This window comes from Paenibacillus sp. GCM10027630 (genome assembly GCF_042676305.1).
Taxonomy (GTDB): domain Bacteria; phylum Bacillota; class Bacilli; order Paenibacillales; family NBRC-103111; genus Paenibacillus_S.
Genome location: NZ_JBHTGY010000026.1, coordinates 196,448 through 209,251, shown reverse-complemented (window position 1 = coordinate 209,251; position 12,804 = coordinate 196,448). Strand labels below are relative to the sequence as shown.

General features: G+C 45.2%; 12 protein-coding genes. 2 read left to right on the top strand and 10 right to left on the bottom strand.

The genetic code is table 11. From position 1 onward, the window contains the following. Positions 1-311: 311 nt before the first annotated feature. From ACFQ0C_RS12625 to ACFQ0C_RS12605, 5 genes are all read right to left on the bottom strand, one after another. Complete coding sequence (locus ACFQ0C_RS12625; protein WP_379367231.1) at positions 312-2,255, bottom strand: ATP-dependent DNA helicase; 1,944 nt, start codon at positions 2,253-2,255, stop codon at positions 312-314. A gap of 252 nt (positions 2,256-2,507) precedes the next feature. Next, a complete protein-coding gene (locus tag ACFQ0C_RS12620; protein ID WP_379367229.1) occupies positions 2,508-2,759 on the bottom strand; it encodes a DUF7667 family protein in 252 nt (83 codons plus the stop codon). A 167-nt stretch (positions 2,760-2,926) separates the two neighbouring features. Beyond that, a complete protein-coding gene (locus ACFQ0C_RS12615) occupies positions 2,927-4,237 on the bottom strand; it encodes a protoglobin domain-containing protein (protein ID WP_379367227.1) in 1,311 nt (436 codons plus the stop codon). 5 nt (positions 4,238-4,242) lie between these two features. Further along, complete coding sequence (locus tag ACFQ0C_RS12610) at positions 4,243-6,327, bottom strand: EAL domain-containing protein (RefSeq protein WP_379367225.1); 2,085 nt, start codon at positions 6,325-6,327, stop codon at positions 4,243-4,245. A 42-nt stretch (positions 6,328-6,369) separates the two neighbouring features. After that, on the bottom strand, positions 6,370-6,657 hold the full coding sequence (locus ACFQ0C_RS12605) for an STAS domain-containing protein (RefSeq protein ID WP_379367223.1): 288 nt from the start codon (positions 6,655-6,657) through the stop codon (positions 6,370-6,372). Between the two features lie 369 nt (positions 6,658-7,026). Here ACFQ0C_RS12605 and ACFQ0C_RS12600 point away from each other — a divergent pair, with 369 nt between their 5' ends. Both ACFQ0C_RS12600 and ACFQ0C_RS12595 read left to right on the top strand, forming a co-directional pair. Then, positions 7,027-7,455 (top strand): SRPBCC family protein, encoded by a 429-nt coding sequence (locus tag ACFQ0C_RS12600; RefSeq protein WP_379367221.1) that lies wholly within the window; start codon positions 7,027-7,029, stop codon positions 7,453-7,455. A 1-nt stretch (position 7,456) separates the two neighbouring features. Beyond that, positions 7,457-7,798 carry an ArsR/SmtB family transcription factor gene (locus tag ACFQ0C_RS12595; RefSeq protein WP_379367219.1) on the top strand — a complete coding sequence of 114 codons (342 nt, stop codon included), beginning with the start codon at positions 7,457-7,459 and terminating at the stop codon, positions 7,796-7,798. Between the two features lie 274 nt (positions 7,799-8,072). On the opposite strand, the gene ACFQ0C_RS12590 is transcribed toward ACFQ0C_RS12595, so the two are convergent. The 5 genes from ACFQ0C_RS12590 to ACFQ0C_RS12570 all read right to left on the bottom strand — a co-directional run bounded on the left by ACFQ0C_RS12590 (position 8,073) and on the right by ACFQ0C_RS12570 (position 12,795). Further along, positions 8,073-8,687, bottom strand: coding sequence for a hypothetical protein (locus ACFQ0C_RS12590; RefSeq protein WP_379367217.1), 615 nt, complete (start codon positions 8,685-8,687; stop codon positions 8,073-8,075). Between the two features lie 238 nt (positions 8,688-8,925). Then, the gene (locus ACFQ0C_RS12585; protein WP_379367215.1) at positions 8,926-10,113 is read right to left on the bottom strand and encodes an S-layer homology domain-containing protein; all 1,188 of its coding nucleotides are present in this window, start codon (positions 10,111-10,113) and stop codon (positions 8,926-8,928) included. Further along, positions 10,110-11,018 (bottom strand): class B sortase, encoded by a 909-nt coding sequence (gene srtB, locus ACFQ0C_RS12580; protein WP_379367329.1) that lies wholly within the window; start codon positions 11,016-11,018, stop codon positions 10,110-10,112. The genes ACFQ0C_RS12585 and srtB overlap by 4 nt, the downstream gene beginning before the upstream one ends. A gap of 33 nt (positions 11,019-11,051) precedes the next feature. Then, entirely contained in the window at positions 11,052-11,822 is a 771-nt protein-coding gene (locus ACFQ0C_RS12575; RefSeq protein WP_379367213.1) for an ABC transporter ATP-binding protein, read from the bottom strand. Next, positions 11,812-12,795, bottom strand: a complete 984-nt coding sequence (locus ACFQ0C_RS12570; protein WP_379367211.1) for a FecCD family ABC transporter permease — start codon at positions 12,793-12,795, stop codon at positions 11,812-11,814. Before ACFQ0C_RS12570 ends, ACFQ0C_RS12575 begins: the two co-directional genes overlap by 11 nt. Positions 12,796-12,804 lie beyond the last annotated feature (9 nt).

Below are 12,804 nucleotides of genomic sequence, written 5' to 3'. Positions count from 1 at the left end.
ATAAGCCCGAACCAATAAGAGATACAATTGTCAATAATTTACCGTCTGTATGACTGGAGGACATCATCGAACCTTTCAGCAGCAGCAAGCCTTTTCACAGCTTTCCGCCATTATTTTATTAGTTTTTAACGGCAGCACAATTTTTTACGGTCTGTTTGGATCACTGTTTGGAACACTGTCCGACCGCGTACTTCTCGCGCTTTATGTACAATTCCTTACGTTGACCTTGCCCATCTCCCCATAAAATGTATAAAACCCCATTGTCGAAGGATTAAGCTCCTTAAACAACGGGGTTGCATTAGTATTCCAAACTAATCAAGCGTCTCCACCAAATGAACTCCCTTTGGAAGCACGCCCTCAATATGATGCCTAATCGGCTCCAGCTCTTCGCTGAGAATCGCTATAATTCCGCTGTCCTCGCGCGTACGAATTAACCGGCCCATCCCTTGCTTAAGCCTCAGCAGCATATAAGGAAGGTCGACTTCCTCAAAGGGCGAAGCGGCCGCTTGACGTTTCGCCATAAATACAGGGTCTTGAGGGGGATAAGGCAGAGCCCATATGATCACGTTCGATAAGGATGGACCGGGCACGTCAAGTCCCTCCCACAGGCTAACCGCGCACAGAATGCTTTTTTCATCATGTTGAAACGAGGATATCAAACCGCTGATTTCTTGATCCCCCTCAAATAAGAAGCGAAAGGCAGCACATTCCGGATAATGAGCGATCTCTTTCTTAAACCGCTGCAATTCATCCTTGGTCGGAAACAATATTAATGCTCTTCCTTCCGTACGCTCCAGCAGTCGCAAAGCCGTCTTCATTTTCTCGGAAAATGTACCGCTATAAGACCACTTGGGTGCCAGCACTTCCATATGATGCTCATAATCGTAGGGTGAATCGACCGAGAAGGATAAATATTTTTTAATTCCGAGGCTGTCCACTACATAATCAAACGATCCCTCGACCGATAGAGTAGCTGATGAAAAGATGATCGGAATACCCGAATTGAACACTCTTTCACTCAGCACTTCTTTGACGGTTCTCGGCATAATAACCAGGCTAAGCCCAGTCACACTTTCCGTCACCCAGCAGATCAGAGTTTCCGATTGATGAAAAAGATTCAGTGCCTTCTGCATCATTTCCAGATGCTCCTCTACGATGCGCAGCTGATACTCATTCAACGTGTACATTTCACTCTCGAAAACAAGCTCTTCTTCTATGGCCGCAAGCACCTTTTGAAACTGAAGTATTTCTTTAAGCAGCTGCTCGCTCAAAATAATCTGTTTCCTGTCGGAGCCGGGAATCGCTTTACTCTGGCGCTCCAATAAGTCGAACATCGTTTCGCTCTGCTCAATCGCTTCGTCTATTAGTACAGCCAACGTTTCTCTTACTTCACCTTTAAGCAGGCGCGTAATCAATTCCTCAAAAACCACATGCTTCAGCTTGTAGGTCAGTGCCTTCTGCGCAGCAGATTCCAGCAAATGCCCTTCGTCGAACACAACTGTGCAATGATCCGGCAGCAGCGGTAATTGTCCTTCCCGTTTCCTTCCCTCATACGTCCACACATGCTCCATATAAAAATCATGCGAGCAAATAATCAATTCAGTGGATTTCCTGTAGTGATCCCGGGAAAGCGTTTGTCCACACCGGTGCCGCTTATCGCAAACGAAGCAATCCTGAAACACATCCCAGCTGACATTGTACCATTGCTCGTCATTCATATGCGGGTACTGCTTGCGATCGCCATACGCGTGAAAAGATTGCAGCGCATCGTAAGAGTGAACAAACTCCGGCAGGCTCTCGTATAAATCCTTGTACAGCTCTACATCTTCGTGCCCAAGGCGCGCTTCATCAAGCTTCACAAGGCAAACATATTGGTCGGGAGATTTGCCTAGCCTTGCGTCAATAGCCAGACTAAGATGCTTAGCCAGCTTCGCAATATCACCTTCCGGCTTGACCAGCTGCTCGATCAGCGACTCGTCCGCACAGGCGATAATTGCTGGCTTGCGAGTATATCGTGCGTAACAAATAGCATACAGCAAATAAACCAGCGTCTTCCCTGTACCTACCCCAGCTTCCGCAAAAATCGTCTGCTTCTCGGCAAAAGCCCGTTCCAGCTGAAACGCCATATAAATCTGCTCGTCGCGAACCTCAAAGCCCGCTTCCGGCAGTATATCGTAGAACACATCCGCTATCCATTCACTTACTTGTTGAATAAAAGGCTGAGAATGATTATATGAAAAAGGGTACCTCTCCACTGTTACTCTTCCTCCATGAGATCAAATTCCAATACATCCATACGCCGCAACGCGTGCATGGGTGAACATACTATTATCACATGATCCCTCCGTAAAAGCAAAGCTTTTACACAATCATCAAAAAGAATTTTTATGTGCCCAGGCATATTGAAGCGTTTACATTTCTTTCGAAAAAGCTTGAGTCCTGAGCTTGGTTTAATGCTGCATAGCAGCAGTTGAAACAACAGCCGTGAATTAGCCCTGCAAGGCTCCTTATTTGCGAAAATCCGGGTGCAGATTCCCTTGACTTTCTAATATCTCGATCTGCTTACAGATCTCATGCTGCCACTCAATATCATTAGATATCGATGCCGCCATTGATAAATTGTAAAGACTGGACAACTTCCGGGCAAATATAGCATTATAGTGCAGACAGGCTGACACTTCCGATTGTTCGTCCTCCGTTAATTCCCTCTGCCGCCCAAGCGTCCATAGCTCAGCAAGCCTCCAATGTACCGATAGCATGTATTTCCCCCACTTCTACCTGATTATATTAGCTATTATGGGCAATGAAGGAGCGGTTTAGACGCCAAGACGTTTTGCAAAAAAATAATTAAATGCCTTAGCATAATAAAAAGCCCCCCTCATTGTTAAAGGAGACCCACGTATATGTCCATATATCCAATCTTAGCTTAAAAATTCTGAGTTGCCGTATTTAAGTCTTCAGCAGAACTTGCTACCTTCATTGTTGCCGAGCCTATCTCTCCAATTACTTTAACTAAAGCTTCCAATTCCGATTCAACCTTGTTCAGCTCATCCAGGCTGCTATCAAGGGAATGCAGAATTTGATTAAACATCTCCCTGGTTTCCCCCGATTCTTGCTGTCCAACACCCACCAGATGCTTGACCTCTCCAATCGATTGTACGACCTCCTGCGTACGATCGCTGGATTGCTGTATGAAATCGCTAATTTGCTTTACCGCCTTGACGGTACTCTCGGAAAGCTTCTTCACTTCTCCCGCCACCACTGCAAAACCGGCCCCGTGCTGGCCTGCTCTTGCAGCTTCAATACCGGCATTAAGCGATAGCAGCTTGGTCTGACCGGAAATATTTTGCACGATACGCACAATTGTTTTAATTTGCTCGGAAGAATCAATAAGCTGCGCCACGGAATATTCCATCCGCAAGGAACGCTGGTGAATAGATTCTATTCTGCGTTCGAGCCCGTCTATTTTCTCCGCCCCGGCAAGAGCAAGCACGCGTGAGTTCTGAGCCATATTTGCGCTATGAAGGAACGAATGATTAACATGGCTGCTGCTAGCCATAAGCTGTTGGGTTGAAGCGCTTGCCTGTTCTGTAAGAGCGGCGAGCTCTTGGCTCACGAGGCCAATTTTATTTTTCACTTCTTCACGGACTTGCTTGTTGTATTGTTCTTTCATCTCTATATTTTTCTTGTCGTATGCCTCAATGACCAGTTGCTGCTCGAAATTAAGCAGCTTGGTAACAGCTTGTCCATAAATTAAGCCCTGTTGGCTGTCTTTAGCGTAACGGTAAATGATATTCAAAAAGGTAGTTTGCAGGTTCTGGAAGCTTCCGATATACCATTTGGGCTCTAATCCGATGCGCTGATGGACCTCAGCTATGCGCAGCCGTTTCTGAATATACTCGCTGTTGATTTGGCTGCTGAATACTTCAATGATATGCTGCTTCAAGGTACCGCGGAGTCGCTCAATAGTGCTATGCTCGGTAATGATATTTTTAAGAACGGTTACTTCAACAATCGTAGTGTAAAAAACTTCAATGATTTCATCGATATTCTCGATTATCAGGGGTTGAATGGAGCGAATGATTAATAAATCTTCTGCAGATAAATCAATCATCTTCAGTTGAGTTGCTAGCTGATCACTATCAACTTCAATTGAAACCTCCTTCAACTGTACTTGTTGAATCCCACTCGATGGAATGAGTTTATGGTGGATTGATTTTCCAAGCCATTTCGGCATGTGGGCTACTCTCCCTTTAAATAACGCATTTCGAGCTGTTCAGACGGCATAGGCGGATCAATAACATAGCCTTGCACAATGTCGCAGTTCATTGTTCGCAGATGATCCATTTGCTCCAGCGTCTCAGCCCCCTCAGCAATGACCCGAAGCCCCATGCCATGCGACATATCGATAATAGCTTTTGTAATAACCGCACTCTTCGAATCGCTGATCAGCTCTTGGACAAAGCTCTTGTCAATCTTCAGAATATCGATAGGAAACTGTTTCATATAACCAAGCGCCGAATGGCCTTTACCGAAATCATCAATCGCGATTTGAAAACCAAATGATTTAAGCTCGTGCAGTATGGGCAATACCGATTCAATGTCGTGCATACTGCTGCTTTCCGTTATTTCAATTACGATATGCCGCGGATCACAGCAGGTCTGGCAGACAATGTCGTGAATGGAGGAAGCTAAGTCCGGTGCCATAAACTGCCTGGCTGATAAGTTAACGGCAATCGCCGGTACGGCCAACGATGCAGAAAGCCAGCTGTTGAGCTGAGTGCAAACTTCCTTCAACACCCATTTTCCGATATCCATAATAATGCCGGTCTCTTCGGCAATAGGAATAAATTCTCCGGGGGGAACGGGGCCGAGAGAAGGATGATTCCAGCGGAGCAACGCCTCCATACCTTCCAGTCGACCGGTTTGTGCATCGACTTGCGGCTGATAATAGAGGGTCAGCTGGTTTTTGGCAATCGCCCACCTTAGCTCGTTCTCCAGATCAAGCTTGCGCAGAAAGGTACTGATGATGTTTTCGTTGAAAAACTGGTATCCTCCCTTTTGAATTTTAGCTTGATACATGGCCAAATCAGCGTACTTGAGCAATGTCTCAAAATCGCCGGCATGTGTCGGATATATGCAAATTCCAATGCTCGCATTAATATAAAGCTCATTGTCCTCGATCCAGAAGGGCATTTTAATACTGGAAATAAGCTGATTGGCGATAAGCGTCGCTTCTTCCTGCTCCTGTAAATCCTGCAGTACAATAATAAACTCATCGCCCCCCAACCGGGACACAATATCGCCCTTTCTAACGACAGAGCTCAAACGCTTGGCAACCTGTTGGAGCAGCTTATCCCCGATGTTATGTCCCAAGGAATCGTTAACCATCTTGAACCGGTCCAGATCAATAAAAAAAACAGCCAGCTTTAGGGTCGTATTCACGGTCCGCACGGTTGCTTCATTAACTAATTCGCTCAACAAGGTTCGATTAGGAAGCCCCGTCAGCTTGTCGAAATGGGCCAAGTATTTCAGATGCTCCTCAGACTGTTTACGCTCCGTAATATCCGTGAACATGCCGATGTAATTCGTAATATTTCCCTTCTCATCCCTTAAGGTTGTTATGGACAGCCACTCGGGATACAGCTCGCCATTCTTTCTTTTGTTGCAAATTTCACCTTCCCAGAAGCCTCTCGTATGAATTCTTTCCCACATCTTAATGTAGAAATATTGATTCTGCAGACCTGAGTGAAGCAATCGCGGTGTTTGCCCGACAGCCTCCTGTTCCGTATATCCAGTCATCATCGTGAAGGCTTGATTAACCGATAAAATTTTGAGCTGTTTATCCGTAATCATAATTCCTTCGCTGGCGTTGCTGAACACTTGCGCGTGCAGTCGAAGCTTCGAAATCGCGTTCTTGCGATGGGTAATGTCGGAGAACATGCCTACATAGTTGACCAGAATCCCGTGCTCGTCCTTTACGGAATTAATAGATAGCCACTCCGGATAAATCTCCCCGTTTTTTCTGCGATTCCAGATCTCCCCTTGCCACTTCCCATCCTTATGTATAGATGCCCACATATTGACATAGAATTCAGGATCTTGGAAATCCGATTTCAGCATGCTTGGTTTTTGCCCGATTACTTCCGACTCAACGTAGCCGGTAATGGATATAAAGGCTGGATTTACTCTCACGATTTTTGAGTAGCAATCCGTAATCATTATGGCTTCCTGAGAATCATGAAATATGGTCGCATATGGCAATACGAGCTTGTCTTGCGCTTGTTTGTCCCGAAGGGCCTCTATATGTTGGGTAAGTCGATTCATTAAAGAACCCCTCTTTCGCTGCTGTGCGTTGCATGCTTTGTTTTAAAGCTTTATTCCCGCCATGTTTAGACGTTCTCTTAGCTGTCCGTGGACGTCTTTAAATGAAACACTGGCATTAAAATCCATGGCGATCTTCTGTACGGCCAACAAAAGGCCAAGCCCAGAGCTATCCATTTCCGTAACTGTTCCGAGATGGAAAGTGAGGCTGTGGAATTCTTGTTGTAGGATCGGAAACAATTTTTGCCTGATGGAGGTCGCTTCTTCTACGCTGATAATTCCGGTTAGAATGACGTCTATTTGTTGGTCGCTATCCTTTATTTCATAGCACATAAACAAACCTCCCTTTGAATTTCAAACGAAATTGTTGTTATGGATGTATTTTTTTCAGTCGGATTTCAATTGGAACATATTTACCTAACTGTACCGCATATTCCAATATTTATCTGTGATAATAATCATATGACTTAAGCTTTAGCTAAGGGGTTATAGCAATAACTATACGGCCAGCGATAGATTATAAAGACTGGATAATTGATGGGTAAAAATAGCATGATAATAAAGACCGACGGACATTTATGATTGTTCCTCCTCCATCCGTTCCACCGCCAATAGTTATGCTTGACACGAAACCAAAAGGTTTCATATAATACAAATACGAAACCTTTTGGTTTCACATCATATATTAATGGAGGTACATGCATGCAGGAGCACACTCAAGGTACGGTGCCAGATATCCGACATACGATGGTTTTCAATGCACCCATTCAGAAGGTTTGGGACACAGTCTCCACAGCAGAGGGCATTGCAGCCTGGTTTATGCCTAATGATTTTCAACCTGTGCTCGGATATGAATTTACTTTAAACGCTGACCAATTCGGCATATCTCATTGCAAAGTAACGGAGCTCGATCCTCCTAACCGGCTTGCTTTTTCATGGGGGCAGGATTGGCAGGTTTCCTTTGATTTAAAAGATCTGGAAGGCAAGACGGAGTTTACTCTCATTCATTCCGGATGGGAAGCTGGAAAGCTTACCGAATTCAATATGCCTCATGAAGCTGTTCGTGAAAGAATGAACCAAGGCTGGGGATCGATTATTCTCGAAAAACTCGCCAAGGTCATTGACGCTTAGGATGGCTGACGCCTCTCCTAAACATGATGTGTTTCAAGCCATCGCCGACCCCACCCGCCGCAAGCTGCTGCAATTGCTCAGTGATCGAGAAATGCCGGTTACTGTTATCAGCGGACACTTTCCTATGAGCCGTACGGCTGTCTCCAAACATCTGCGCATCCTGTCGGATGCCGGACTCGTGAGGGAGCAGAAGGTCGGACGCGAAACCAGGTATAGTCTTCATGCCGAGCCGTTGCTTGAATTGAAGCGCTGGTTGTCCTATTACGAACGTTACTGGGAAAATAAGCTCAATGTGCTGAAGCATTTGGTGGAGCAGGAAGAATCCGATAGCGGGAATCCTTAGGGGTTAAAAGTTATCGAGTAACGACATGCTCAGGACTAATTCAACTAAAGCCTTTCAGCTCGTAGAACTAGTATGGAATCATAAAAAAACCTCCAAGCTCCACTTTTCAGAAAAGTGGGTTAGGAGGTTTTCCATTTTACATTGTACATGGCGCTTTTTTAATCGATATTTCAATGCTTCCACTGCGGACAACCGAACTAATTGACAGTATGTGCTGCTGTGTAGTGCGGAGCGATTAATCTCGCATCTTTCGGCACTGAGCGGTCGCTGCAGGTTAAGGCTGTACAGTGGTCTCTACAGCGGCAGCTGCAGGAGCTTCCGCCGCTGTAGGAGCTATGGGAGCCGCAGAAGCTGAGGGGGCTACGACAGCCAGGTCCACTTTGTTGTTGCCATTCACGGTGACGTCTTCAAATCTGCCGCTCATTTCAACCCATCCCCTTGCCAGCACGGAGGCTTGCCCCGAATTTACTACAATTTTCCCCATATACACTCGTTCGTTGCACTTTTTATGATTGCCGAAATTGATATGGTAGGTCCCTGTAGCGTTGCCCTTCAACTGAAAGGCTTTTCCAGGCACAAGGCTCGATTGTATCTCGCGGTATGAGGATCCTTCTTCATTAAACGCTGTACCATCTTGACCATACAAATACAAAGTTAAATCAGCTGCTGTCCCTAAAGCATTGGATAATTGGAAAGAAAAATCCAGCGAGTTCTCCGAGCTGCAGTAAGTGTTCATAGGAATTTGAAAAGCTATTTCGCTAGGCAATGCCGGTGCTGTCTGCTGCTGTGCTTTCACGTTTAATGACGGCTCCACAGCTCTTGCCGGAAGCATAAATACAAGACTTAACGCTATTGTTGGAATAATCGCTTTTTTCAACATTTGTTTCATTTCATGTTCTCCTCTGATCTTAAAGATAGCTGTATAAATACATGCTTGTGTACATCTAACTTTAAAGAAGTCTGCATGAAATGTCCATAGTTCACGCGAATCAAGCGGCTGGTCCTATGATTTTGTTGAAAAAACAACCTGCTAGAGTTAGCTGCGTTAAAAGCTTCCCCATATAATGGATACAGAACTCTACCTCCTAGGCATTGAAACTGGCACTCAAATTATCGCCTAGTTTGACTTACTTCACATTTTTAATTAACGCCAAAATCAAAGTGACCGCCTCTGCCCGAGTCGCGCTGGCATTAGGTGCATATAGATTATTGTCTCTGCCGTTAATAATGCCATTCTTCGAAGCCGCTGCAACTTGGGCATAAGCCCACTGTGGAATTTGCTGCTCATCTGCAAAAGCTAGCTTCTCATTCGAATCCGCCTTAAACCCTAATGCGCGTCCAATTATAACGGCAATTTCCGCTCGGGTAATATTACGGTCAGGACGAAATGTATTATCTTCGTAGCTGCTAATAATTCCTGCACCAATCGCTTGCTCCAGATGAGGTTTAACCCACTGTGGAATCTGGTTTAAATCAGAGTAATTCAGCTCTGCTTTTTTACCTTCCAGCTTTAGCGCCCGACTGATCAGCACCGTAAATTCGGAACGGCTAATTGCACCATCAGGCTTAAATTTGCCGTCATCGTAGCCATTTGCAATTCCTGTTCCTACCGCTTCTTCAATTAATGCCTTAGCCCAGTGATTGTTAACATCAGTTAAAGCTGGTGTCGGTGTAGTTGGTTTTGCAGGAGCAGGAATAGTTGACTCTGCAGTTTTAGGCTGATCTTTAGGCGCTGAAGGGCTGGCTCCACCTTGTGCCGCGCCTGTTGAAGCTGAACCCTCTTTATCGCTTGATACGGTACCTTCGCTAATCCGTTGTCCGCTAGCTTGATCGAAAGTAACTTCTATATCATATTCATGGAAATAATTGAACGCAGCCCAATCAACCTTGATCCACGCTTTGAGCTTCTTGGATAAATCCTTGACCTCAAATTGAACTTCACGCGTATTTTTCTCCTCATTGGTGGCGATAACCTTCGTATCCTTCAATACACCATCAAGCTCTGTTTTAAAAGCCGTATTCTCTTTACTTTGCTTGAGTGTGAACGAGAACAATTGTTTACCTCCCGTTACTGTTAACTTACCGGGATTAATGACATAATCCTGCATAACTGAATCTTGATCGGTACCAAATTTCTTGATCACAAAATTCATGGAGTAAATCCCGTCTTTCAGTGAGCTGGAACTCGAGCTTGAATTGGCAGTAGATGCTGCAGACGGTACATCTGCGGCCCCTGCCGTATAGATTGGAGCGGCTGAAGCCAGTAACGCTAATAGACAGACACCGCACATAACCTTCTTGAATGGACTTTTCATAACTTCATCTCTCCCTCATTGTGATTGTTCAAACTCTTATTTGTCACTGCCCTATCTATCGTTGCCTCTGAGATGCTTCCTTCCTGCTTCTCCACAAGCCGACCATGCACAACAAGTCTGCCCTCATTCGGATCCAATGTGTAATCGCAGGTAGATAAGGTTAACACCCGGTCCTGCTCCGTCAATACGACCCCCGTCTTGTACATGGATCTTTCTCGGATTCTCTCGTAGAATCGAAGCTGATCTTCCGGAGTGTCGAACTCCGTTTCAATATAATTGAAATCTGTCGTCGTATAGTAGACTGAGAACACTTCAACGTCATATCGATGATATAAGGTGTCCATAGAAATGAGTTGATGCGCTTCAAAAAATTCCCTGTCCATGTATTTCTTCAAATCCCCGAACATCGACCCATCTTTCATTCGGTGACCATACAAAATGGTGTTCGGACTAACCGCGGTCACATTGTTCCTGAAATCCATGAATATACTCCCAGCTTTTGCTTCTTCCCGCTTATAATTACGGGTCAAATAATACTCATTATCCTCAGCCCGGACGATCAGATAGTCGACTTGTGTGTCGCCAATTTTTATCCAACCTAATATATCGGAGTTCACTGCAAGTAAACCTTGAAAGGCCGATCGGACGGCTAATGGAGAAGCTTCGGGATTTATTGCCGGTTTTACGGCTGCCCCGGAAGAACCCCCACCCTGCTCTGTCCCTTCAAGGCTGCTGTAATATACCGCTTGTGCCTCGGCAGACGCTTTCCGATTCTCATAATAACCAACTGCCAGACTGCTCAGCTCAATGAATGAGAATACGAATGCGCCTAACGCCAGCAGCGTCAGCAGCTGCTGGAAGACGTTTTTTTTGCTATTCAAAAGCTTCGTTTTAAGAGATAACATCATCCCATTTAATCTGCTCACATCGTCACCTTTTTAAATACCTAATGGAACTATATACAAGCCTGCAGCCTGATCCTGCTTAATAACGACGTCAACCCCATATATTTGTTTAATTGTAGCCTCTGTGATCACGTCCTGTGGCAAGCCGTTCATCGCAATCTCCCCACTTTTCATTACAATAATGCGGTCACTGTACCTAAGCGCCTGATTAATATCATGCAATACCATCACAATGGTTAAGCCGTACTCCGCATTGAGGGTTTTTATTAAATCCAGCAGTTCAAATTGGTAATAAATGTCAAGATATGTAGTTGGTTCATCCAGGAATAAAAAAGGAGTGCTCTGAGCTAAAGACATAGCTATCCAAACCCTTTGTCTCTCACCGCCAGATAATTGATCAATGGTTAATTTCCGTTTGGTCAAAAGATTCGTGCGGGACAGCGCTTGCTCTATAGCCGCCTCATCTTCGTCAGCACTTGGATTAAACATACTTTTGTGAGGCATTCGTCCAAAGCTGACCAGCTTCTCGACAGTCAAGTCGGATGGCGCATCATTATGCTGATGAACCACAGCCAGCTTTTTGGCTAACTCCTTGGGCTTGTAGCTGTTAAGAGACTTGCCGTCCAACAGCACCTGCCCGATGCGGGGAACATTATTATGAGACATGACACCAAGTAAGGTTGACTTGCCGCAGCCGTTCGGGCCGATGATAGTCGTCACTTTTCCAATCTCAATGAGGCTGCTTACGGCCTTCAAATGATCGGTCTTTTTATCATAAGAGAACGTTACCTCTTTAATTTCCATGGACTCGTTCACTCTTTCTGAGTAGAAATATTAAGAATGGGCCTCCGATAACCGTCATAATGATGGAAGCCGGAATTTCTGAAGGAGCAAGCACCGTACGCCCCAGTGTATCTGCTGATAAAATCAAAAGCGCACCCGCAAGTGCGGAAAACGGAATCAGTATCTTATGATCAGAACCGACAAGCAGCTTGGAAATATGAGGAATAAGCAGCCCTACAAAAGCGATCGGTCCGCCGATAGCCGTAGCAATAGCAGCCAGCATAACCGCTACGATGGAGACAAGCAGGCGTGCTCTCGTTACGTTCAGCCCCAAATTTTTGGCCGATTTGTCCTGCAGAGACAGAAGATTGCACCAGGAGCACAGCAGCAGTGAAAGTACCAGCCCGATCGTGCCATAGATCACGATAACCTGAACATCATTCCACGTTTTCATTGTAAAAATCGACGTCGTCGCCTGATTGATGCTTGTTACCGCGTAGCTTCCCCGATAGTTAAAAGATTGGCCCAACCCTGTGAAGGTTGCATTGACTGCTATACCTACCAGAATAATGCGGATCGGACTGAGGCCCGATTTCCAAGAAAGCGAATAAACAAGAAAACAAGCGATAGCTCCGCCAATAAATGCAAACAGCGGCAAAAAGAAAAAATAGCTCGGAAACAAAGTAACGAATAACAAAGATAGAACGCCTGCTCCCGAAGAAATACCAATTACCCCTGCGTCAGCCAACGGACTTCTCATAACCGCCTGAAGAAGCACACCCGATACAGCCAAAGCCGCCCCTACAAATAACGCGATAATAATTCGCGGTAACCGCAGATCTTTAATGATTTGAACGCTTTTATTCGTTCCGGTGAACAAGCCTTGAATCAAATCCAGACTGCTCACTTTTATACTCCCTGTTGTTGCCGATATAAGCGTCACTGCAAAGAGCAATATGATGACTATGATCACACTCAACCATTTTTTATTCATTGCCAGCTT

What these genes read in the sequence shown, in the direction of transcription:
- ACFQ0C_RS12585 (WP_379367215.1), bottom strand. Translation starts at nt 10,113, where the DNA reads ATGAAAAGTCCATTCAAGAAGGTTATGTGCGGTGTCTGTCTATTAGCG.
- ACFQ0C_RS12570 (WP_379367211.1), bottom strand. Translation starts at nt 12,795, where the DNA reads ATGAATAAAAAATGGTTGAGTGTGATCATAGTCATCATATTGCTCTTT.
- ACFQ0C_RS12620 (WP_379367229.1), bottom strand. Translation starts at nt 2,759, where the DNA reads ATGCTATCGGTACATTGGAGGCTTGCTGAGCTATGGACGCTTGGGCGG.
- ACFQ0C_RS12610 (WP_379367225.1), bottom strand. Translation starts at nt 6,327, where the DNA reads ATGAATCGACTTACCCAACATATAGAGGCCCTTCGGGACAAACAAGCG.
- ACFQ0C_RS12615 (WP_379367227.1), bottom strand. Translation starts at nt 4,237, where the DNA reads ATGCCGAAATGGCTTGGAAAATCAATCCACCATAAACTCATTCCATCG.
- ACFQ0C_RS12600 (WP_379367221.1), top strand. Translation starts at nt 7,027, where the DNA reads ATGCAGGAGCACACTCAAGGTACGGTGCCAGATATCCGACATACGATG.
- ACFQ0C_RS12595 (WP_379367219.1), top strand. Translation starts at nt 7,457, where the DNA reads ATGGCTGACGCCTCTCCTAAACATGATGTGTTTCAAGCCATCGCCGAC.
- srtB (WP_379367329.1), bottom strand. Translation starts at nt 11,018, where the DNA reads ATGTTATCTCTTAAAACGAAGCTTTTGAATAGCAAAAAAAACGTCTTC.
- ACFQ0C_RS12575 (WP_379367213.1), bottom strand. Translation starts at nt 11,822, where the DNA reads ATGGAAATTAAAGAGGTAACGTTCTCTTATGATAAAAAGACCGATCAT.
- ACFQ0C_RS12590 (WP_379367217.1), bottom strand. Translation starts at nt 8,687, where the DNA reads ATGAAACAAATGTTGAAAAAAGCGATTATTCCAACAATAGCGTTAAGT.
- ACFQ0C_RS12605 (WP_379367223.1), bottom strand. Translation starts at nt 6,657, where the DNA reads ATGTGCTATGAAATAAAGGATAGCGACCAACAAATAGACGTCATTCTA.